At 50.8% G+C, this 23429-nt stretch carries 20 protein-coding genes; 16 read left to right on the top strand and 4 right to left on the bottom strand.

Going from position 1 to position 23429, the window contains the following annotated elements:
• Position 1 precedes the first annotated feature (1 nt).
• The 10 genes from EBA_RS15900 to EBA_RS15855 all read left to right on the top strand — a co-directional run bounded on the left by EBA_RS15900 (position 2) and on the right by EBA_RS15855 (position 10638).
• A complete protein-coding gene (locus tag EBA_RS15900; RefSeq protein WP_192375620.1) occupies positions 2-1405 on the top strand; it encodes a TIGR03752 family integrating conjugative element protein in 1404 nt (467 codons plus the stop codon).
• Positions 1406-1436: 31 nt separating this feature from the next.
• On the top strand, positions 1437-1838 hold the full coding sequence (locus EBA_RS15895) for a TIGR03751 family conjugal transfer lipoprotein (RefSeq protein ID WP_192375618.1): 402 nt from the start codon (positions 1437-1439) through the stop codon (positions 1836-1838).
• Entirely contained in the window at positions 1838-4648 is a 2811-nt protein-coding gene (locus EBA_RS15890) for a conjugative transfer ATPase (protein ID WP_192375617.1), read from the top strand. The genes EBA_RS15895 and EBA_RS15890 overlap by 1 nt, the downstream gene beginning before the upstream one ends.
• 4 nt (positions 4649-4652) lie before the next feature.
• Positions 4653-5141, top strand: coding sequence for a TIGR03757 family integrating conjugative element protein (locus EBA_RS15885; RefSeq protein WP_192375615.1), 489 nt, complete (start codon positions 4653-4655; stop codon positions 5139-5141).
• Positions 5138-6028, top strand: coding sequence for a TraU family protein (locus tag EBA_RS15880; RefSeq protein WP_192375614.1), 891 nt, complete (start codon positions 5138-5140; stop codon positions 6026-6028). Before EBA_RS15885 ends, EBA_RS15880 begins: the two co-directional genes overlap by 4 nt.
• A 238-nt stretch (positions 6029-6266) precedes the next feature.
• The gene (locus EBA_RS15875; protein WP_192375613.1) at positions 6267-7397 is read left to right on the top strand and encodes an integrating conjugative element protein; all 1131 of its coding nucleotides are present in this window, start codon (positions 6267-6269) and stop codon (positions 7395-7397) included.
• Positions 7394-7780 (top strand): hypothetical protein, encoded by a 387-nt coding sequence (locus tag EBA_RS15870; protein ID WP_192375612.1) that lies wholly within the window; start codon positions 7394-7396, stop codon positions 7778-7780. Before EBA_RS15875 ends, EBA_RS15870 begins: the two co-directional genes overlap by 4 nt.
• Positions 7777-9297, top strand: a complete 1521-nt coding sequence (locus EBA_RS15865; RefSeq protein WP_192375611.1) for a conjugal transfer protein TraG N-terminal domain-containing protein — start codon at positions 7777-7779, stop codon at positions 9295-9297. The genes EBA_RS15870 and EBA_RS15865 overlap by 4 nt, the downstream gene beginning before the upstream one ends.
• A 30-nt stretch (positions 9298-9327) precedes the next feature.
• Positions 9328-9783: a hypothetical protein gene (locus EBA_RS15860; protein ID WP_192375610.1), complete on the top strand. Its 456-nt coding sequence runs from the start codon at positions 9328-9330 to the stop codon at positions 9781-9783.
• A 3-nt stretch (positions 9784-9786) separates the two neighbouring features.
• Positions 9787-10638 carry a TIGR03758 family integrating conjugative element protein gene (locus EBA_RS15855; protein ID WP_192375608.1) on the top strand — a complete coding sequence of 284 codons (852 nt, stop codon included), beginning with the start codon at positions 9787-9789 and terminating at the stop codon, positions 10636-10638.
• Between the two features lie 24 nt (positions 10639-10662).
• Here the strand turns inward: EBA_RS15855 and EBA_RS15850 are convergent, their stop codons facing one another.
• On the bottom strand, positions 10663-11295 hold the full coding sequence (locus EBA_RS15850) for a hypothetical protein (RefSeq protein ID WP_192375607.1): 633 nt from the start codon (positions 11293-11295) through the stop codon (positions 10663-10665).
• A gap of 367 nt (positions 11296-11662) precedes the next feature.
• On the opposite strand from EBA_RS15850, the gene mobH reads away from it, so the two are divergent.
• Positions 11663-13432: a MobH family relaxase gene (mobH, locus tag EBA_RS15845; protein ID WP_192375606.1), complete on the top strand. Its 1770-nt coding sequence runs from the start codon at positions 11663-11665 to the stop codon at positions 13430-13432.
• A gap of 127 nt (positions 13433-13559) precedes the next feature.
• On the opposite strand, the gene EBA_RS15840 is transcribed toward mobH, so the two are convergent.
• On the bottom strand, positions 13560-13871 hold the full coding sequence (locus tag EBA_RS15840; RefSeq protein ID WP_192375605.1) for an integration host factor subunit beta: 312 nt from the start codon (positions 13869-13871) through the stop codon (positions 13560-13562).
• A 558-nt stretch (positions 13872-14429) separates the two neighbouring features.
• On the opposite strand from EBA_RS15840, the gene EBA_RS15835 reads away from it, so the two are divergent.
• From EBA_RS15835 to EBA_RS15820, 4 genes are all read left to right on the top strand, one after another.
• Positions 14430-16100: a Mu transposase C-terminal domain-containing protein gene (locus tag EBA_RS15835; protein WP_192375604.1), complete on the top strand. Its 1671-nt coding sequence runs from the start codon at positions 14430-14432 to the stop codon at positions 16098-16100.
• Positions 16101-16102: 2 nt separating this feature from the next.
• On the top strand, positions 16103-17011 hold the full coding sequence (locus tag EBA_RS15830) for a TniB family NTP-binding protein (RefSeq protein ID WP_192375602.1): 909 nt from the start codon (positions 16103-16105) through the stop codon (positions 17009-17011).
• Positions 17008-18195 (top strand): TniQ family protein, encoded by a 1188-nt coding sequence (locus tag EBA_RS15825; RefSeq protein ID WP_192375601.1) that lies wholly within the window; start codon positions 17008-17010, stop codon positions 18193-18195. Before EBA_RS15830 ends, EBA_RS15825 begins: the two co-directional genes overlap by 4 nt.
• 98 nt (positions 18196-18293) lie before the next feature.
• On the top strand, positions 18294-18908 hold the full coding sequence (locus EBA_RS15820; RefSeq protein WP_192375600.1) for a recombinase family protein: 615 nt from the start codon (positions 18294-18296) through the stop codon (positions 18906-18908).
• Between the two features lie 218 nt (positions 18909-19126).
• Here EBA_RS15820 and EBA_RS15815 read toward each other — a convergent pair whose 3' ends face one another.
• The gene (locus tag EBA_RS15815; RefSeq protein ID WP_192375599.1) at positions 19127-20599 is read right to left on the bottom strand and encodes an IS1182 family transposase; all 1473 of its coding nucleotides are present in this window, start codon (positions 20597-20599) and stop codon (positions 19127-19129) included.
• A 565-nt stretch (positions 20600-21164) separates the two neighbouring features.
• Here EBA_RS15815 and EBA_RS15810 point away from each other — a divergent pair.
• Positions 21165-22718: a vanadium-dependent haloperoxidase gene (locus EBA_RS15810; RefSeq protein ID WP_192375598.1), complete on the top strand. Its 1554-nt coding sequence runs from the start codon at positions 21165-21167 to the stop codon at positions 22716-22718.
• 42 nt (positions 22719-22760) lie between these two features.
• Here EBA_RS15810 and EBA_RS15805 read toward each other — a convergent pair whose 3' ends face one another.
• Entirely contained in the window at positions 22761-23429 is a 669-nt protein-coding gene (locus tag EBA_RS15805) for a TIGR04282 family arsenosugar biosynthesis glycosyltransferase (RefSeq protein WP_192375597.1), read from the bottom strand.

Here is a 23429-nt window from a genome sequence, read left to right as displayed (position 1 = left end):
GATGGGCGCGAATCGGCTATTACCCCTCATTGCCGGGCTTATCTTAGTCATGCTGGTGGTGGTCGGTGTCAAGACCAGCCGGCAAGTATCGGATCCGGTGCACTTGGCCGCCGTGCCGCAAGCCGGCCGTCCGGATGTGGATTCACCGGCCGACACCATACGCACGCTGACCGCAGAAGTCGCCACTATCAAGAGCGAAAGCGAAAAACTGCAGATGCAAAATGAGGCCTTGCTCAAACAGCGCGATGAAATTGAAACCCGGGTCAAAGCGGAATTGCAATCGCAACTTGCCCAGGATGCCGAACAACAGACCAATGAAGCCGTCAGCCAACTGGCGCAGCAAGTCGATTATTTTAAAAGCCGGCTGGATCAACTGAGTACTTCAGCCACTCAAACCCTGGCGGCGTCGGGTCATGATATTCCGATCGGTTTTGGCATCGGTGCGGACGACGGTTTGCAGGCTTTCGAATCCCCGTTGACCTGGATTGAACCCTTGGGCAGGTCGAGCGATGTTAAAAACCAACCGATACTTCAGAATGCCGCCGATAGCGCAGAGCGTTTATTGCACGGTGGCCAACAAGCTGCAGGTACCACCGAAGCCTATCTTACAGAATCAGCAAGCGCCTTAACCGAACCGGATCGCCCGGTCTATACCGTGCCGCGTAATGCCACGTTAATCGGTGCCACCGGCATGACCGCCTTGATCGGCAGAATCCCCATTAAAGGCACGATCGAAGATCCGTTTCCGTTCAAAGTGATTGTCGGCCGCGATAATTTGGCCGCAAACGGCATCGAAATGCCCGGCTTGGACGGGATTGTATTCAGCGGCAAAGCGGCCGGCGATTGGACCTTGTCGTGCGTGCGCGGCGAAGTCGTGTCGGCGACGTATGTCTTTGCCGACGGTACCATACGCACGTTGTCGTCTGACGACAATAGCTTGAGTCGGGATAAACAATCCTCAGGCACCGGGACAAATAATGGATCGCGCACCTTGGGCTGGATTTCCGATCGACGCGGGATTCCGTGCGTGACCGGCGCTCGCGTCAGCAACGCGGCCAGCTATTTGTCGGGACGCATACTGGCCTCGGCGGCCGAAGCGGCAGCCGGGGCGTTTAGTCAAAGCCAGGTGACTAACAGTATTTCGGCCGCCCAGGGCGTGGCGACGTCGGTGATCACAGGCGATGCGGCACAGTATGCCGGCGGCAAAGCCTTGGCCGGCGGTGCCACAGAAATCGGCGAGTATTTACGCGAGCGCACCGCGCAATCGTTTGATGTGGTGTATGTCGATACCGGTTCAGAACTGGCGGTTCATATCGATGTAGCTTTGCCGATCGATTATGAACCCGACGGCCGCAAAACCCAGTACGACTTGGCGGAAAACGAGGTGAACGATGATCTGGATTAACAGGCTTTCAGTGTGTCTATGTGCCGTGTCTATGCTTGGTTTACTCAGCGGCTGCGCCATCGGCGAAAAAGAAAGTATCCTGCCGCAAGACGGGCCGACCATGAAAGAAGTATATCAAAGGCATTTTTCCAAGGCTTCGGACAAAGCCACTGAATCCGCTCTCTCTGCGTTGATCAAGCCTTACAGTCCCAAAGACTCAACCGATCAATCATCGGGACAAAACCAAAATCCAAGTTCAACGCCCTATACCCAGTCGGCGGAGCAAGCGCTTCAGCAGCAGTTTCCCCGCCTGAAAAATCCCACCCTGATTTTGTATGTGTTTCCGCATCTCAGTCGCGATGGACAGACACCGGTACCGGGCTACGCCACCGGCTTCAGCTTTTATGAGACGATCGAGTTCGCCTTGCCGGGTGAAGCGGAGGCGGGATACTGATGGCTTGGTTTCGACCGTTACTAACCCGGCAACAGAGGGATTTCGAGCACTATCAGCGCCGAGCCACCGACAAGCCGCCAACCGAAATGCGTATCCGCCAAGCATACGAACGGCCAACCTCGTTTACCAATTTACTGCCCTGGCTGGAATACTTGCCGTCTGCCCAATGCTTTTTGCTCGACGACGGTTACAGTGTCGGTGCGCTGTTTCGGATTCACACCGTCGGAACGGATGCTCGTAGCGAGGCGTTTTTAACTGATCTGCGCGACAAACTACAAACGGCATTGATTTCAGTACCCGAAGAACTGGAGAATCCCTGGATCCTGCAGTTGTTCGTGCAGGATGAACCCCATCTTACCGATCTGGTCGACGAGATTCGCCGCTATGCCCAGCCGCGTGCCTGCCGTAGCCGGTTCAGCGAACGCTACTTTAACGTGTTGGAACAACATCTGGCCGCTATCTCTCGCAGCGGCGGCTTGTTTGACGATCAATTAGTCACCGGTGGCCCGTGGCGTGGTCAAAGGCGCATCGTTAGAGCAACCTTATATCGGCGGCGAAAAGCCGGTCAGCCCGCGTATGCTGATTATCACATCTCGCCGGCGGATGAACTCAACGATGTGGCGGATAAATTGACGACAGCGCTATTGACCACCGGTATCAAGTCCAGCCGCTGCAACGGGCAGGATCTCTATGACTGGCTGTTTCGCTGGTTCAACCCCAGACCCGTGATCACAGACGGCGACACGGAAGCCCTGTTGAAACGGGCGCCTTATCCCGGCGATAGCGACATGCCGTTCGGACATGACTTTGCCGAGCGCTTGATGTTGGGCATGCCGCATTCCGATGCTCGGCGTGGGCTGTGGTGGTTTGACGGCTTGCCGCATAAAGTCATCACCGTGCAGGCCTTGCGGAATATCCCGGGGATCGGCTTATTCGGCGCCGAACGCCAGGTCGGGGAACATCGCTTTGCCCTGTTCGACCGGATGCCGGAAAGCACCGTGTTGAGCATGACCCTCACCGTCAAAGCCCAGGATGCCGTGCGTAACCATTTGGCGCAAGTCCAGCGCGGCGCGGTGGGCGATTACCCGGAGGCCAAACTGGCGGCGCGGGATGCCGATAAGGCGCATATGGAGATTGCCCGGCACAATAAGTTGTTTCCGGTGCAACTAGCCTTTTATGTACGAGGCGATACCGAAGCGGCCTTGCACCAACACATCAACCAGGTGCATTCCTTGTTGTTGGCCAATGGTCTGCAACCGATCCGGGAAGCCGACGATGTGCTGGCGTTGGACAGTTATCTACGCAACCTGCCCATGGCTTACTGTGCCGAGCATGATCAACGCGCTGCCCGGCGCTCCAGGTTGATGTTTTCCAAACATGCTGCCAATCTGGCGCCGATTTATGGCCGCAGTACCGGCACCGGCCATCCGGGTTTTGTGTTTTTCAATCGCGGCGCCGAACCATTAGTGTTCGATCCTTTGCACAGCGAGGACCGCAAAAAGAACGGCCATGCCTTGATCATCGGTCCGACCGGGGCCGGTAAGTCGGCAACTTTGGTGTATTTGATTTTACAGATGATGGCCATTTATCGGCCGCGGATTTTTATCATCGAGGCCGGTAATTCCTTTGGATTGTTGGGGCAGTATCTGCAAGCGCACGGCGTCAGTCTGAATCAAGTGACGCTGGCGCCGAATGTCGATGTCAGCTTGCCGCCGTTCAGTGATGCCTTAAAGTTGCTTGATCAGCGGTCACAAACCGTTGGCAGTTCAGCTCATAATGAAAATACTGACTGGCTGGCCGATGAACTGGACAACGAAACCGTCGATGGCGACAAACAGGACGTCGACAGCGAGGCAGGGGACGACCCGGATAGCGAAGATACCGCGCGTGATTTGCTGGGGGAAATGGAAATCGCCAGCCGCATCATGATTACCGGCGGCGATTCGCGCGAGGATGAGCGCATGACCCGGGCCGATCGCTTTCTGATACGCAATGCCATTTTACTGGCGGCGAAAACGGTATTCGACGCCGGCCGCGGCCAGGTGTTAACGCAAGATGTCGCCCAAGCCTTGCGCGATTTGCCGGGGTTATCTGCTCAGCGCCAGGAGCGGGCGGTGGAAATGGCCGACGGCATGAGTTTGTTTTGTCACGGTTTGGCCGGACATTTCTTTAACCGGCCCGGCAGCCGCTGGCCGGCGGTCGATGTGACCATCGTCGATATGGGTATTTTGGCTCGGGAAGGTTACGAAGACCAATTGACGGTGGCGTATATCGGCCTGATGAATCATATCCATGATTGCGTGGAACGCCATCAAAACGATGCCCGGCCCACGTTGGTGATCACCGATGAAGGCCATATCATCACGACTAATCCGTTGTTATCGCCCTATGTCATCAAGATCGTCAAAATGTGGCGCAAGCTCGGTGCCTGGTTCTGGATCGCCACCCAGAACCTGGACGATTTTCCAAACGCCAGTAAGCGCATGCTGAATATGCTGGAATGGTGGCTATGTCTGGTGATGCCCAAGGAGGAGGTGGAACAGGTTAGCCGCTTTAAGGACTTGAGCGCCGAACAAAAGTCGATGTTGCTGGCGACGCGCAAATCGCCCAAACAGTATACCGAAGGCGTAGTACTGACCGATGAACGGGCTTTACTGTTTCGCAACGTGCCACCGCCGTTGGCTCTGGCTCTGGCCATGACCGAAAAAGACGAAAAAGCCCGCCGGCACCAGATCATGCAGGAACAGGGCTGCTCCGAGCTGGAAGCGGTGAATGTGGTGGCCGAAGAACTTAGCCGGATGCGCGGGTGACGCTATGTGTCACTTAACGGATGTAATCTTGCAAAAGATCAGCTGGCTATACATTGGCCTGTTCATGATCTGGATCGAGCCAGTAATGGCTCAGGTAAACCAGACTAATCAAGACAAACCCGTTATTGAAGTGATAGTCAGCGATGCGGATAGGGTGACAGGGCTGGCAAATCTGCGTCAGCAAGGTTACGACGTCAAACTCTACAATCTGGATGCACCCAAACAGTTGTTTGCATCTTTAAGTCAAAACTTACCGGCGAAACCGGAAGCGGCCAAACGCATGCTGGAACAACGCATGCAACAACATGGCCGGCAAGCGTTGCAACAGCAGTTGGTCACAGCGTATCAAGGGCTGTCCGTAGCCATTCAGTACCAAATCGATCGCTATCCTGCCGTGGTGTTCGATCGGGGAAAGGCGGTTATCTACGGCGTCACCGACTTGCAGCAGGCTCTGGGTTGGTATCGGCAGTGTCAAATAAGTTTAACGCGATGAAAATTCGACCATGCCGAATGGCTAGCTACATCGTCGCTACTGCCGCGCTGTTGATTGGTGCAGCACTCGCCGACGATTGCATTCATTTGCGGCTGGTTGGGATCTGTATCTGGATTATCTGCACGCCGTTTGGCTGCGATATCGACGTCACTCCGAAGATCGGTCATTTCAATCCGGATGTGCTGGTAAAAGTGACCAATCCACAAGGCGTAGAGCGGGTCGAAGATCCGCAACGCAGCGATACCTACAACCGCAATCACAATAACCTGATTCAGCAGGATGCAGTAGCGGTGGGCCATCCTCTGACTGGACGGATTTATTGCCCGTCCAATACCTCGGCGGGTTCGCCGTACTTCGTTTCCAATCTCGATAAACCTTCCTGGCGTTGGGGCGGTTTGGATGCGCTAAATCCGGCATCCTGGGTACCGGGCTTGCGTGAAATAGGACATTGGCCGCTGAACTATTGGGGGCATGTTTATCCGCGAACCGGCTGGACCATGCAGGCGGAAGCACCCAAGGCTGCCGCGGTGGTGGCGCAACGGGTGGGTGACATCATTACCCGCGACGGCCAGCCGCACGTGTATCGCAGTATTCTTGGCCCGAGTTTATTTGTCGATGATCAAAAACTCACCTGGTCACCCAGCAGCCTGATCGAGAACAGCAATGAAGCGGGCTGGTGGCAACCGACCGAACCGAAACTGGAGCAATGTTTGCTGTTCGGTGTTAACGATGTGCTGGATAGTCGCGGCTGGGGCGGCGGGCGCGTAGCGGAAGACGGGGCATACATCCATGCGCTCTGGCGGCCTTATACCTGCTGCGAAGTCAAGGACGGTGTGTTGATCGTGATTGATTTCATGCCGTATCCGAGTCCTATTGTAACGAATTGAGGAGGAGGTCCATGCGAACTATAGTCCGTTTAGTCATGCTAGGCTGCTTGGCGAACTTCAGTGCGCCGCTTTGTGCGGCCCCGTTGGCCAATAGCGACAACAGCGATTTTTACTATGAAATCGGCGGAGCCCGCTCAATCTCGGTGCCTGCCAATACGCAAGTGAACAGCTACGCCATTAACGGCGCGCTTGAACTCGGTTTGGGTTACAGCTGCGGAAATTTTGATCCCACCCTGGGGTGGCGAATCTACTCAATGGCTTGCAGCAAACCGGCAACAACCTGGTCAACGGTGCCGTCGGTGCGGTGCAGGCCGCGATCGGCGGCTTACCGGCCCTAGTGTTGCAGCGCATCGATCCGGGGTTGTACGACTTGTTTCAAAATGCCGTGATCCGGGCGGAAGCGGCGATCGCACTGGCCAATAAGACTTGTGAAGACTATGAACAAGAAATTCGCCAGGGCAAAAACCCGTATGCAGGTTGGGGCGATTTATCCAAAATCATCGACTGGAAAGTCCAGATGGGCAAAAACGGCTACGGCAGCTCCAAGGTCGATGTTGTGCAAGCCAAGCAACAGGTACAAAAAGCCAACGGCCGGAACGGTATTCCGTGGATAGGCGGCAAGAAAGCCGGCGGCGTTCAACAAGCGGCTATACAGGTGACTCAGGATAGCGTTGTGGCAGGCTACAACCTGACATTGAACCGGACAGCCGATGACAGCTCGGCGCCCAAAAAGTCGAAAAGTAAGCCGCGCCTGGTGGAAGTGTTCGCCGATCCGGGCGAAGCTTCGCAATGGGCGGTCGACGTGTTGGGCGATGTGCATATCCGCACCCACGACAACCATCCGGTTGAAACTGTTCCGGGATACGGTTTATTGCCCAAAGTCGAAAAAGACATGCAGAGCATTCAAAAGGATCTAAGCGATTTGGTGTCAGGCAAAACCCAAGCGACGCTGTCTAATCTGGAAAAAGTTTCCAGCGATGCCGTGTTGATTAACGGCGACGTCATTGCCGCGATTAAAACGCTGAAACCTTCCGAACGAGCGGTAGCTGTCAGCAAACTGGCTTCTGAAGCGGCGATGACGCGCACGGTGGAAAAAGCCATGCTGATACGGCGCCTGTTGCTGACCGCCAGTCGCGAACCCAATCTCGGTGCCACCGAGGCTAACACCGCCATGCAAGCGTCCGTTGCCCAGCTGGATCGGGACATCGCCGATGTGTTGTTCGAACGGCAAGTCCATAACGAACTGGGCTCGAAAACCTCGGCATTGCTATTGGCTTTGCAACGGCAACAGACCGAACGCGGCAGGGCCGCGTTGCGTCCGGCCGGTTCCGATGACGCCATTTTGCAAGACGGGGCCATCACGCCATGAGGAGTAAGCGGCACCCCGATCACCGCCGCGGCAATGGGTTTGTTTACGCAGCTTTTGCTGTTACGGCGGGTGTTTTTTTGCTGGTTTTGCTGTTCGCGCAAACCTTTTCCGGTTGGGACGGCCTCGCAAGCGTCATGCAAGCCGGCAAGTTTGGGCTCACGCTGTGGCGGCTGTCGTTATTTTTATTGTTGATCGGTGGCTGGCCGGTTTTTACGAATCAGTATGCCGATTGGGTTGGTTTGACTGCCGAACAAACGGCCAGTCTTAAAGCCTATCGCTGGAGAATGGCGGTATGGCTGTTGGTGATGGAAGCGCTGTTTTGCCAAACGTTGTGGCTGGGCTTTACACGGACCCTGGTCGAGATGGGGGACAGGGCGACATGAGCGTATCCAGTTATTTGGAAATTTATCTGACCCAGTTTGGCTGGTCGCTGTATGGCCTGTTATGGGACATTCTGGTGCAAACCGGCTTGGCCTATTTACCGTTTATTGCCATGTTGCTGCGTAATATCGCAGAACCCATCAAGAGCCAGGAAGCCAAGGATGCCTCCAGCACTTCGTTACGGCGGATCGAGATCGATTTGATTAGTATGTTTACGGTGATTGTGTTGGCGGTTCAACCGGTATTGACCATACAAACCACCGGCTTGAACGTCAGCAAAGCCTGCGCGAATGGAAAAGCCGTCACAGGCGGCAGCACCGGGACTACTTATGACAGCACGTTTACTAAGGCGGCTTTGGGTGGCGTCAGTGCCAAGATTCCTGTTTGGTGGTACGGCGTATTGGCGGTGACCGGCGGCATCGACGATGCGGCGATTGTCGGCATCCCCTGCAGTGCCGACTTGCGGCTGACTTCTTTTAAAATCAGCAATGCCCGCATCAAAGACCCGCAGGTGAGACAGCAGACCCGCTTATTTTTTAACGATTGCTATGCGCCCGCCATCGCGGCGTTTTTGGATACCGGCCAAAGCTTGCCGAACAATCTCGCGCCTGACGATCTGGACTGGTTGGGTTCGACGTTGATGCTGAACGGGGCTTATCAAACCCTGCGCGCCAGTACCAACATTCCGGGGTTTAGTTTCGACAAAAACCGCGATCTGGAATACAACCCGGCAGTTTATCTGCCAAAGGACGGCAAGCCGACCTGTGCCCAATGGTGGACCGGGCAGGGGCATGTCAACAACATAGGCTTGCGCGACGCATTAATTGGCCAGATCGACGTCTCTTATCTGACCGATTTTAAAACCACGGTCGCTGCCTTATCCGGCACGTCCAAGCAAGACGTTGAAGATATCGCTCTTAAATCGCTGATCGCACGAGAGGAAGGCTACTTCAACGGCCTGCGTGATCTCAATCAGTACAACGATCCCAGTATGGCTAATGTCGGTAAGTCCGTCGCCGCTACGCTGGGCAGCTTGGTCGAAGCGATGTCGTTTTATCCGGCGATGTACATGATGAAAGCGGCCGCGCCCATCGTCCAAGCGGCGATTCTGATGCTGATTTACGGCTTGATGCCGTATTATTTTCTGTTTTCAGCGTACGACATCAGCAAGGTGGTGTTTATGTCCATTATCGTGTTTTCGGTCAAATTCTGGACCGTGTTATGGGCCGTCGCCCATTGGCTGGACAATCATTTGTTAACCGCCATCCAACCTGGCTGGTTTCAACTGCAGGATGCCGTCAGCCAAAACAATATGGTCGTGACCATGGTGGTGGATTTTGTGGTTGCCGGGTTGTTTGTGGTCGTGCCGCTGTTTTGGTCTGGCGTGCTGGGATGGGCGGGGTATCGGGTTGGGAGTGAAATGATGAGCAGTGTACATCGGATGAGAGACAACGCCGGAGCAGCAGGGATGGTGGGAGGAGCTGTTGTAGCGAAAGCAGGTGGAAAAATTATCAAATAGCTGTCTTCAACTCGTCTACGAGGGGTGGTCATGAATATAAAGTTGGCGCTTTCTTTATCCGTTATTCTCAGTGTGAAACTGTCCATGCTTAGGGCGGAAGTCGTTGACCGTGAACTCGAAAGTTTGCTGAAGCAACAGGTAACCATCAACGAAGGCGTGCAGATAAGACAAGTTATGCCGGTGGAACTCGACGATAGTATTACGGGCGTTGAAAAGGCCGTGCTGTGGACAATCCTGGGGCCGACTTATTGGCGCAATCAGTTGAGTATTTTAGCCAACCAACCAGAGCATCTGAGGCTTTTGGCAACAATTCCGGTTACCGGTATGGCAATCGGATTCGGATCCGTAAAACCGGATGGCACGTTGCAGGTCAAAACCAAAATCAGTGTTCCGAACGATCCTTTGTGCTGCCCAAGCCAGGCTAAAATGCTTTACTTTCGTTATCGGGCAGGGCAGTTGTCGGCTGTCATGCCTAATTCGCAATAACGTATGGCGAATTCCAGGCGACTGATTGTTCTGGGGCTATCCTTTTCAGCGCTGCTTTGGGCGGCGTCTGAATATAGCGACTACTTGGCTGCACTGAGCGCAAAAGAGTCCGGTAACAAGCCAGCCAGCGTGAATCCTTACGGGTTTTTGGGCAGCTATCAAATGGGCGAAAGCGCTTTGATCGATGCGGGTTATTACCAAAAAGATCCGACTCCGAACGTCAACGATTGGCAAGGTAGCTGGACGGGAAAAAACGGTATTTACAGTAAAACCGATTTTTTGGCCAATGCCTCCGGGCAAACGCAAGCCATCAGCGATTACAACAACAAACAATGGAGCATGATACAAACGTTGGGGCTGGACAGTTACGTAGGTCAAACAGTGGGCGGCATGCTGTTGACCGAGTCGGGTTTGTTGGCCGGCGCTCATCTGGTGGGGGTGGGTGGGCTTCGATCGTTTTTAAAGTCCAATGGCACAGTGCTCCCCAGTGATGCCAACCACACTGCAATCACCCAATATATAGCGGCTTTTAATGGCTTTAACATCGCGGCAATTACAGGCAATACGACTTCTGGCGGCAATAGTGTTAGCGGAATGCAAAATCCACAAGCCGGTAAACATCAGCCATCGCTTTCGACCGCTTTTGCCTCTGGCGCTGGGGGTATAAGCTTTCAGAATATCAAAACGGCGATTCAGTCGATCATCGCCATCCTGCTGTTTTTGTGGACAGCCTTTGTTACCTGGGGGCAATTCAAATTATGGGGTGATAACGGGATCTCGATGATGGGGATGCAGACCAATATTCTCAGAGCGAGTGTCGTGATGCTGTTATTGATGTTTATTTTTATGACGTAGACTTCCTACCAAATCGGAAAGTGGTCAATAAAGACCGCCTTCTCGAAAACCATCGTCCCATTTTCCAGTGGCGTAATTGTAAGCAGAGCCACCCCATTTGGCCTCGAAATCTTGTTCAATTCGATCTGTCAGACCTATCCGAGCGACTAAAATAAATCCAAACACATAAAAAACAGCACTTACCAAATTTTCGATAAAAGGCGTGAACAGTATGAATGTTGCAAGCAAGGTTCCTGCACACCAAAAGGCTACTTTATTTCTAATCAATGGCCTTGCCTGTTTCAATAGGACGCGGTGAATTGCGCCGATCAGCAATTTGAAATGAATACACCGAGTGAGACCCAATCCCAGCAAGCTCAGGATCAACAGGCTAGCGGCAACTATCATTGCTAGGCAACCGGCAACACCCAGATTGACTATCCATTTAACGCTGTTGTCGGCATCGAAAATCAACCCCATCACCAGAGGAAAGGTCGCTACGCAGCCGGCAAGAATCAGCCACTTGCCGGCGCAATTAAGCCAGAACAACGCCTTGTCATTGAAAAATGAAGCATCGCTATTCCGTTGCAAGTTGCTGAGCACGGTGTTCAATCGGTAAATCGCCGTCAGCAGACAGAGGGGTAAAACAATGGCCAGAACGAATAAAAATGTTTCCAAATTGCCCTCCGATACAACGAATGCAGGCTCTTAGGATTTTGGTTGTGGCGTCAGTAGCGCAGTCCAAGATTGAGGTTAGCGGCTTAACTGGGTTGGCTCAATGCCTAGCCTAGCAAAATAAAGTGTCCGCTGTCTATCGTTAACTTGGGTTTATTCGTTCCAGCTCGGAAGCGAAGTGCGTTCTTTAAAAACCTAAACGCCAAATTTAGCGTTTTTGCTATTGGGCCGTAGCTGGCATTAGTTATCATGAGGACTCGCTGAACTCAATATCTGGCCTATCAATTCGATCGGATATGAGCATGACACAAACGCTTGAATTCATTAAAGCCTTTACCTGCTTGGGCTTAGATAGCTGCTATCGCTACTCATGCTAAAACTCAGATGGTTTAAAGAACCGATCAAAAAGGTACCTGCCGCGCGGAAACCTGATGAGTTGAGCGATATTCCTCATTTGCTGCCAATACAAACTGCGGCCGAACTTTTGACAGCTCATCACAGCTTTTTGGTTCAAATTGAGGAGCTTGCAGGCTTGGCCAAAGAACCTTTCAACGGCTTTTATTTAACCGCAATCCAACGTTTTGCCCGTTTCGTACAACAATTGCCCGCTTCCGAAGTACATCATCATGCAGGCCCGGGCGGTATGTTGACGCATACTTTGGAAGTGAGTGTCATTGCCCTGAAAGTGCGCCGGTCTTATTTATTATCCGAAACTGGCGGGGCGGAAGAGATTGCGTCTAAACAGGATTTATGGACCTATGCGGTTTTTCTGGCGGCATTGTGTCATGACTTGTCTAAGGTGGCGGTCGATCAAACCGTCACGATATTCGACCGAAATCGCCAGCATCAAATGTGGGATCCTTGGAATCAATTTATGGACGAGCAAGGTATAGGCTATATCGCTGAATTTGTGCCCAATCGGCGCTATCGGCTGCATGAAAAAGCCACGCCGTTATTGACCAACAAAATCATACCGCCACTGGGACTGCGCTGGTTGACCAGCGATCAAAACATTTTTGCGCGCTGGTTGGCTTGTGTTTCCGGCTATCTTGAAAATGCCGGCAGCCTGGGCCAGATCGTCAACATCGCCGACAGTCAATCGGTGGCGGCCAATTTAGGGGCCGATGACAGCCGCATGTCCACCGTGAAAACCATACCGTTACATGAAAAAATGCTGACGGCCTTGCGATATTTATTGGCGGAAGGCACCTTGCCATTGAACCGAAACGGCGCCGCTGGATGGATACAAGGCGAATATTGCTGGATGGTCAGCAAAAGAACCGTGGATGCGGTTCGGGAACATTTGATACGCGAAGGCCATACCGGTATCCCAACGAAAAATAGCCGGTTATTCGATCTATTGCAGGAACATGCGGTGCTAATCCCTTACGGCGACAAAGCCATCTGGACGGCATGCATAGCAGGAGAGGGCTGGTGTAATGAATTAACCTTAATTAAAATCCCGCTGACCAAAATCTGGAGCAATCCGGAACGACGACCGGAACCCTTTGCAGGTAGTATCAGTGTCATTGAAAGAGAATCGTCAGTAGTCAACGACACCGTCGATGCAAAATTAGATCCGGCACAACCCGCATCTGCTAAATGCTTGACCTCGAAGAACATCGAAAACGACAGGACCGAAATCGATACGGACGATACGACTATTTTGCCTTTGATGGTTGATAGCGGTATTGATGAGTGCCCTGAAATTACGCACGATGCCAATCTTGATGAGCAATCCAGTAACCCAGATAAATCAACAAAAGAACCTATCGATCCCGTCGATGGCTTTTTTGCATGGCTACAAAACGGGATTCGCCAAGGCATTATCAAAATCAATCAACCCAAAGCCCGCGTGCATTTGGTTAACGAAGGGGTTGCCCTGATGACCCCCGGCATTTTTCAAGATTACGCTGTGTTTCAGGACGGCAACCCTGGAAATTGGTCCGTCATCCAGAAAAAAGTCTTGAAAAAGAACTGGCATGTAAGGGGAGAAAACGGCTTGAATGTAGTGAAATATCAAGTCAGTGGCGCCAGCAAATCGACTACCGTCAATGCCATTCTATTTGAAGAGCTTTCAACTGTATTCGGTGCAGGGTCTGCACCAGCCAGTAATCCACATTTACAAAAAGTACCTTAACGACAAAATGAGAGAGGTAAGGTGCGTTGATCTCAACAAGCCTAACTATCGCGCATTTAACTATGCCTTGGAGCGGCAATGGCTTGGCTGTGGAAAGCAAAGAATGACAGCTGATTTAATGGTGCCATTAAAGGTCTTTGATATTCGGATAGATCTCTCTCGAATGATTAACGCGTTCGCGCAAATCCAACCCTGGTTTAAAGTGGGTGGCATAACGGCTTGGTAAACTTACTCGTTCACCCGTTTTAGGGTTGTGGCCCATGCGGGCGGCTCGCCGGGTAATTGAGAACCCACCGAAACCGCGAATTTCAATGCGTCCGCCCGTCGCTAAGTTATGAGTCATACTGTGAATCAGGCTATTGATGGCCAGTTCGACATCCCCTCGCAATAAATGTGGTAATTTTGTTGCCAGTTGTTCAATCAATTCGGATTTGGTCATCTTGATACAGCGAGTTCTGTAAGTGCGTGTATTTATTGTCTACCGCTGACGCTGCATTGATTGGCAAAACCAGCAGCATGCGGGCCACTTGTGCATAGCGGTTTTGGTCTCTGGCTTTAAGTAAGCTTAGCAAAAAAAAGGTTTGGGATGCATTCACTAAGGAATGGATAGTAGTGATGTGATGTTGGAGTCATCGATCCTGTGCTGTGTTCCGGTGCCTGCGGTTCGGTTGTTAAGATGTCGAGCTCATTCGAGCAATCCGAAAATCTTTATCAGCGGTTGGAATCCCGGCGAAAAAGTGTTACATCAAAGCAATTTAATGATCTTTGTAAATCATAGAATATGTTACGGGTTATATGATAATTTTTTTGATGGCACAAGCGAAGTCTTTTGGGGTGTCACATAAAGGACCGGTGTCAATGTCAGAAGACGACTGCACCATCTTATTGGGCTAGAACCACTTAGTGCAGTCAACTATTGAGCAAAAAAATATCAATAGACATCTGCACAGTGCGTCATTATGCTCAATACTTCTCTTCACTGAAGTGAGTATTTGGTATGGAACCCGAGTCCACTAAATTCACTGAACAGGGAGTGTTGACTTTATCTCAAGAACATTGGGAGCTGGCTCGTGAGCGAGCCAGTATCATTGGCCGACTCGCGGCCTTAGAAATCGTTGGACATCAAACAGCCGATGAAGCCGCCCAAAAATTGGGTATCTCCCGAAGACAAGTTTATGTCCTCATTCAAAGATTCCGGCAAGGTACCGGGTTAGTGACGGATCTTGCCCCAGCACACACCAGTGGGGGCAAAGGTAAAAGGCGATTAGTCGAAGCGGTAGAAAATATCGTCAGTGAATTGATACGGAAAAAGTTTATGAATCGGCAAAAGCTGACTATCGCGAAACTTTACCGGCGTATTAAACAGGAATGTAAGACGAGAGGATTACCGGTTCCCGCCCGTAATACGGTTGCCCTAAGAATAAAATGGTTGAATCCAGTGCAGGTGAAACAAGCACGGGAAGGAGCCGATGCTGTTCGATCTTTGTTGTCAGCCGGCGGTACGCCGCCAGAAATCACCGCCATTTTGGAACAAGTTCAGATTGACCATACGGTAATCGACCTAATTGTCGTTGATGAACGCGACCGGCAGCCTATTGGTCGACCGTACCTGACAATCGCTATTGATGTGTTTAGTGATTGCATTGTCGGTATGGTTGTGACGTTAGAGCCTCCGTCCACCGTTTCTGTCGGACTCTGTCTAGCCCATATGGTTTGCGATAAGCGTCCCTGGCTTGAACAATTACAGTTAGATGTCGATTGGCCTATGAGTGGAAAACCCAGGTCAGTTTATGTGGATAATGCGCCGGAATTTAAAAGCGAAGCGTTGCAGCGGGGCTGTGAACAACATGGCATTTTGCTGAGTTATCGTCCGCTAGGGCAACCGCATTATGGCGGTATTATTGAACGGTTGATAGGCACCATGATGGGGGATATTCATGAGCTCCCCGGTACCACCTTTTCAAATCCGGAAGCTCGCGGCGATTATGATTCTGAAAAAAAGGCCGCGTTAACACTCCATGAATTGGAACGCTGGCTAACGATAGCGGTCGCTTATTATCATGGTGAAGCACATTATAATGATCTACAAGAACCCCCGGCAAAGCGTTGGTCCAAAGGGCTTACCTTAAATGGCCCGCCGCCTGTTGTCACTAATGCAAAAGCATTTCTGATCGATTTTCTACCGATTATCCGACGCTCCTTGACGCGTACCGGTTTTAGAGTCGACTACATTGATTACTTTGCCAATGCGTTAAAGCCCCTAATTGCTCGGCGGAAGAAGGGCGGCACTATGTTCCTGATACGTCGCGATCCAAGGGATATTAGCCGTATCTGGGTATTGGACCCGGATAGTCAAAAGTATCTGGAAATCCCTTACCGCTCCTTGGAAAACCCTGCCATTACGTTGTGGGAACATCGTCAAGCCATCAAACGGCTGCGAGCTGAAGGTCGGGACCAAGTGGATGAAGTTTCTCTGTTTCGGATGATCGACCAGATGCGCGATATTGTCCACGATGCCCAAAAAGCCACGAAACGAACTAGGCGAAACAATGAGCGGCTTAAACACTTAACGCATTCGACAAAGAAAAGTAAACCCCAGATACCGCCTGATTCCGACCAATCGGAAATTAAGTCTGCCGTACCCTTCAGCGACATTGAGGAGTGGTAACGATGAAAGACAATTCTATTTTAGACCTATCCTATTTGACCCCTTCCGCTCAGCGCTTGGCACATCTCCCTTCTGCCGAGCGGATCATGCATACACGTGCTGAACGATGGATCGGTTATCCACGTGCGGTGGACGCAGTCAATCGGTTGGAGGCGCTGTATCAATGGCCGGCGAAACAACGCATGCCGAATCTCCTCATTATCGGGACGACCAATAATGGAAAATCCATGATTGTTGAAAAGTTTCGCCGTCAACATCTACCCAGTTCGAGCCCGGACGCTGAGCATATTCCTGTTCTTTGTGTGCAAATGCCATCCGAGCCTTCAATACTTCGCTTTCATATAGGATTGCTTGCCGCGATGGGGGCGCCACTAAGATCGCGTCAACCTATCGCCATCTTAGAACAACAAGCACTGAGCTTAATGCGCCGTATCGGCGTCAAGATGCTGGTGATTGATGAACTGCATAATATTTTGGCGGGTAACAGCAACAGCCGGCGGGAATTTCTTAACTTGCTGCGGTTTTTGGGGAACGAACTTCGAATTCCATTAGTGGGGGTCGGCACTCGCGACGCCTATTTGGCAATCCGTTCCGACGATCAACTGGAAAATCGGTTCGAGCCCTTGATATTACCGTTATGGCAAGTTGACAAGGATACCTGTTCGTTGCTGGCAAGTTTTGTGGCGGCATTCCCCCTACGCCGCCCGTCCAATATTGCGACCGACGACATGGCCCAATATCTGTTAGCGCGTAGTGAGGGCACGATAGGTGAGCTGGCGTTGTTGCTGACCAAAGCCGCTATCGCCGGTATCGATACGGGTGAAGAGGCCATCAACCAAAGGACATTAGCATTAGCTGATTACGCCGGCCCGAGCGAACGCCGCCGGAAATTTGAAAGAGAGCTCAATTGACATCGGCTCAACGATGGCCGATACATCCGGTCCCCGTCGAAAACGAAGCCTTATCGTCCTGGCTATCTCGAATTGCCCGGTGTTACCAAATGGACTTGGAACATTTAATACGTTATGAATGGGGACAAGGACAATTGCTGGATATTGACATTCTACCCCCCATAGGTTTTCTTGAAATCATTGCTCAACGCAGTGGCGTAGGGCTGGAGAGACTTCGACTGATGACGATGTCGGGCTGGGCACCTTGGTTACTGGACAGTTTGGCCCCTGATCCTAATTCTTACGCCAGTTATGTTCATCAAATGTCGGTTTTATTTCCACACCCAAAGCGTCAGCGCAGATTGATACCGAGATGGCGAGCTTGGTTGCCCAAGCAAACCCTACAGCGAGCCTGTCCAAGTTGTTTGAATGAATCACCGGGTCACGAAACATTTAAGCTGATGTGGCAGTTCCCTTTATTTATCAGCTGTCCCATTCACGGATGCTGGCTGCAATCTTATATTGGTGATGGCCAGCTGAGTTCCTGGCATCAACTGGATGCGGCATTAATACGTGAAGCCAGTGACGCGATCAAGACAATGGATAGGCGTACCGAGCAAGCATTGACGTGTGGGCAAGTTGACTTGCCTAGACGACCAGTACATGCTGGCGTTTGGTTCCGGCTGTTACGGGCGTTAATTGAAGAATTGAGTATGCCGGTTTATATCAGCCGGCTGCAATCGAAAGACCTTGCAAGGATATGGGCCACCAGCGGCCACCCTGTTCGAGCAGGACAATCACGCTGGTATCCATTCGAAACGTTAGACCCTTCGGCGCAATTGCAGTTTTTGGAAGCCTCGGCGGTGGCAATGAGCATGATAGAAAACCAAGAAATAAGGGCGCGCGGTTGTCTAGCCCCCTTATTTTTGTCTGAACCAGATCAATTCGTTGATGCTGGTCATCCGCTGCCTGAGCCTCCGGAATCGACTGAGAAAGAAGTTCACTATTGGCAGATAGCCGAAAGATCGTTAGCAAAGACTATTGACGAGGCTCGAACAAACCCAGTAGTCGCAAAAGCGTTGTTTACGGTTCTGCTGTTTGGTCGTCGTGATGCCAAGACCATGCGAACAATCCGAACACATCTATCCGCTTTTGGAATTCCCGCGAAATGGTGTCACAATAAACCAAATTCTTACCCTTTATAACACATAGATTATATTACGGGTTATTTGACATTTTTTGACGGCACTGACGAAGTCTTTTAAATTGTCACATAAACGACCGTATAAGTGACAGGTGAAAAATGCTAATTGGTTATATGCGGGTATCAAAAGCCGATGGTTCTCAGGCATGCGATTTGCAGCGCGATGCCCTCTTAGCCGCCGGCGTTGACCCCGCACACATTTATGAAGACCAGGCCTCCGGAAAACGGGAAGATCGCCCAGGTCTAACCGCTTGCATCAAAGCCTTACGCGAAGGGGATACGCTGCTGGTTTGGAAGCTGGATCGGTTAGGGCGTGATTTACGGCATTTGATTAATACCGTACATGATCTGACAGGCCGAGGCATCGGCCTCAAAGTTTTAACGGGTCAGGGCGCCGCCATCGACACCACGACTGCTGCAGGGAAATTAGTCTTCGGCATTTTTGCGGCACTTTCCGAGTTTGAACGGGAACTCATCTCAGAACGAACTGTAGCCGGTTTGGCTTCGGCGCGTGCCCGCGGACGAAAGGGAGGGCGACCCTTTAAAATGACTGCCGCCAAACTGCGTTTGGCTATGGCGGCTATCGGGCAGCCAGAGACCGTGATCGGAAATCTATGTAAAGAATTGGGTATTGCCAGACAAACTTTATATAGACACGTTTCACCCAAGGGGGAGCTGCGACCAGACGGCGTGAAACTCTTATCTAATGGTTAGAAAATGGGTGGCGACTTCTGTTACCGGCCCAGACCGTGTAAAAACGCAAAAATGGGGTGTTCGAGCAAGAATATGGAATTTAGTTGGGTTTTAAAGCCATCGTGGTTAGCAGGGGAAGCTTCCATTCTGGAAATAGCGGGATCGACTTTTGCCGAAAGAGGACTCTGTAAAGCCCTATTGGCCGACTGGTTTTTCACAACCGTATTGTGAAATAGCACTTAAATGGCTATGACTGATTCACTATGACGACACAATGCCATGTTGGCTTTGATACCTTCAATCAGCGCTTTAAGACCTATGATATTGATCACTCGCTTCAAATTATAGGCCAGCACATGCAAGCTCATTTCGGTGCGAACGTGCGCCAAGGTTTTCATCAGAAAATGCGTGGCCCCCATCCAGGCTTTGAGCGTGCCGAAAGGATGTTCAACCGTTTGCCGGCGAATACGCATACTATCAGACGCTAAGTCCAGGCGAGTTTGCATGGCATCAAGAATACCCTCATGTTCCCAACGCTTGACGCGCCGTTGTGGGCTGGGCGTACATTGTACCTTGAGCGCACAGCTTTGACAGGCCGAACTCCAGTAGCAATGTAATTTCAAACCTTTCTCAATAGTGGAAAAGCGCCAAATCAAAGCCTCCCCAGCCGGGCAGCGGTATTCGTTTTTCTCGGCATCAAAAATGAAATCAGCTTTGCCAAAACGGCCATCAGCTGTGGCGATTGATGTCACGGTCTTGGGCACAATCACGGTAATACCGGCTTCGTGGCAGGCGAGGATTTCTTCGCTTTTGAAATAACCGCGATCGGCAATGACGGTTAAATCTTCAACCCCCATCGCACTGCGGGCTTTTTTTGCCATGCTGGACAATTGGCTTCGATCCACACCCTCGTTGATCACCTCGTGTTCTACAATCAAATGATGTTCAGTATCTACGGCGGTTTGCACGTTATAGCCGACGATACCCGTACCGCGCGTCTTCATTGAGCGAGCATCAGGATCAGTCAGGGAAATCTGTTTATCGGGTGTCTGATTAAGCTGAACCTCGATGTCTTTCAGGGCTTTCATCTGCGCTTTTAAGGCGCCAATTTTGTCTTGCAAACGCTCGGCTTTCGGCTGTGCTACAGCAGGCTCTTGACGATCTGCAGTATCCAGTTCCGTCAAATAACGATTGATACTCGACTCGATCTCTTCCATGCGACGCTGCAATTTCGCGCTGGTGAAGTTGCGATCACGGTTATTGACGGCTTTGAACTTGCTGCCGTCTATAGCCACCAGGGCTTCCGAAAATAATCCCAGTTGCTGGCAAAGCATGACGAATTGGCGACAGACGTTGCGGATGGCCTTACCGTTCTCTTGACGGAAAGTGGCGATGGTTTTGAAATCCGGCATCAAGCGTCCGGTTAACCACATCAACTCGATATTACGCTGAGTTTCTTTCTCCAAACGACGGCTGGATTGGATGCGATTGAGGTAGCCGTAGATGTAAATCTTCAATAAAACGGCTGGGTGATACGCGGGTCTGCCGGTAATGGCGGGTTGAACGCCTTCGAAACCGAGTGACTTAAGATCCAATTCATCCACAAAGACATCAACGACACGAACGGGATTGGTCTCGACCACATAGTCATCCAGACTTTCCGGTAGCAAGGTAATTTGAGTGCGACATTCGCCTTTAATGAATCGAATCATCAGCTGGCTCCGATCAATAAATCCTGAGCGAAATTATACCAAAGCTGGCGTTTTGACACAGTCTGGGCCAAAAGCAGACGATCAAGGTCGGGTTCCATTTTCAATAGTAAAGGCACCCTTTAGCCCAGTTCACTGACTTCTATTGGGCGAGCAAATTGCCTTATAACTGAATCACTAAGGCCTGAAGCTGCCAATAATAATTGATTAGGTGGCCTACTTAGTCCGCTGAGAACATTAATTTTCTTGAGTAGATTGCTTTAGGTGTTTTTCACCTACATGGAAAGTCTTGGCCAAATTAATGATAACGGCAGGATGCGGTAACAGGGTACCCAGAGCTTGTCGGGCAATTACTTTTCTCACTTTTGATTTGCACTTAAATTTCAAATTACTTCTTAATCGGGTAACAAATTCAGGCAGTTAATTTAATGAATTAATACACAAAATTACTTGTAATTTTCCATGTTATCTCTGTACGTTGGTACACATGATTTTTCCTTACTTATCTTTACAATGAGAATTGCCGTCAGTGAAGCCGGCAAACTTTTATTTCGTAGGGGGAGAAAATATGCATTCAAAAACAACCGAACTTTCTATTTCTAAAGGTCGAATAGGGATCCTAGCGGGAACGATCTTATTGGCATTGTCATCTCCGGCGCGAGCTGCGGTGCCGGGTGTAGATCCAAACGAGAACGTTCTTTTACAGTGGAATGATGCCGTATTGGAAGCAATTCGAGAAACCCATCCAGGGCCACCAATGGTTGCTAGGATGTTGGCTGTTTTAAATACCAGCACTTTCGATGCCTGGGCGGCCTTTGACAACAAAGCCCGTGGTACACGTTTTGGACCGACATTGAAGGCACCGGCGAATATCCTTAATGATGCAGGTAAAAAAGAAGCGATAGCGTATGCTGCCTTCCGTGCTGCCTCGGATTTATTTCCACAGTCCGCTCAACAACAGTATTTCAAGGATCTAATGGCTCAGCAAGGTTACGATCCTAATAACGCTACAACGAACAAGAACACAGCAGCAGGTATTGGTAATGTTGCAGCGGGTGCTGTATTGACTTATCGCCATCAAGATAAATCCAATCAATTGGGTAATATCAACGGTGGTGCGCCATATTCCGATTGGACCGGATATCAGCCAGTTAACACACCGGATCAAATCAACGACCCGAATCGCTGGCAACCGCTCCGAGTATCGGATGGCCACGGCGGCACTGTAGTCCAGAAATTTATAGCACCGCATTGGGGACGTGTGTTGCCTTTCGGAATCAAAGATTGGGATAAGGACGTCGTAACTCCCGTGCGCAAAGAAATCAAACAGCGTACTGGTAGAGTAGGCCCAGCGACAGTTGATCAGCCCGAGTATAGAGAACAGGCGTTACAAGTTATTGCTTATAGTGCCTCTTTAACCGACCAACAGAAGGTCATTGCCGAATTCTGGGCTGACGGTCCTAGCTCGGAATTGCCGCCCGGTCATTGGAATTTATTCGCTCAAACGGTTTCTCATCGCGATAACCACAACCTTGATCAAGATATTAAGCAGTTCTTTGCGGTGTCAAATACGGTATTCGATACTTCAATCGCGATTTGGGGAGCAAAGGTCAAATTCGATTCCGTTAGACCTGTGACTGCAATTCATTACCTATTCGGTGGACATACGATTAACGCCTGGGCGGGGCCTTATCAAGGAACACAAAGTATTGATGGTCAAAACTGGGAGCCATACCAAGCATCGACCGTTGTCACTCCACCATTTTCCGAATATCCCTCCGGACATAGTGCGTTCTCATCTGCGGCGGCAGAGGCTTTGAAACGGTTTACCGGCAGTGACGTGTTTGGCGATACTTATACCCAGTCTGCCGGAGTGTCCAGGGTTGAATCCGGCCAAGTGCCAGCAGCAGACATCTCATTGAGTTGGGCGACCTTCAGTGATGCGGCGGACGAGGCGGCCATTTCTCGTCGTTATGGCGGCATTCACTTTGTCGATGGCGATGTAGATTCTCGTCAAATGGGTCGAAGAGTTGCGAAACTGGATTGGCCGGTAATTCAATACTATTTTGGTAATTCAAATAGCAAAGAATGGCACGAGGACGAACACGATCATGATGATTAATATCGTTAGCTGATCAAAAATCGTTTGTCATGAAAGCGGGCTTTAGTGGTTAAAACTGCTTTGGCCCGTTTTTTTGGATTGCTGCTTCAGTTGAATAACTTCAAGATAACGTTGCCAATCTTGGTAAGTATCGACGTCCCATTGCATAGCCAACTCATACATGCTCAGTCCACTCTTCTTGGCTCTGCGCCGGGTGTTCGCCATAACCTGGGAATTGCTCCAGACCATATTGCTGAATAAGGTTGGCTGAACAGAATTTAGACCGATCATCACATAACCACCATCTTCCGCCGGAGCGACAACAACATCGTGACCTTCGTGCAACTTCATAAAAGCTTGATGGATATCGTTAAAGGAAAGACTTGGACAATCGCAGCCCATCAGTAAGGCATATCGATATCGGCAGAAACCGGAATCAAGTGCGAGGTGCATACGAGTTCCTAAATCGATTCCGTACTGTTCTTGAAGTGTGATTGGGTAAACGCGCGCGCAGTCCTGAAAAAAATCATGGTTAGCGTCGGGAGCACAGTAAAGCTCAACCGGACACAACGGTTGTTGAACAGCTCTATCCAATGTCATTTTAGCCAGCTGCCGATGTGCATTGGCAGCCTGCTCGGCATTTAATGCTGGTTGTAGCCGGGTTTTAACCTGGCCCGGAATCGGTGCCTTGCAAAAAATCTGCAGTACGCTGTCGGGAAACTGATAAACCAT

Origin of the sequence: Methylomonas albis (assembly GCF_014850955.1) — a bacterium.
Taxonomy (GTDB): domain Bacteria; phylum Pseudomonadota; class Gammaproteobacteria; order Methylococcales; family Methylomonadaceae; genus Methylomonas; species Methylomonas albis.
This window is presented reverse-complemented; position numbering and strand designations above follow the sequence as displayed.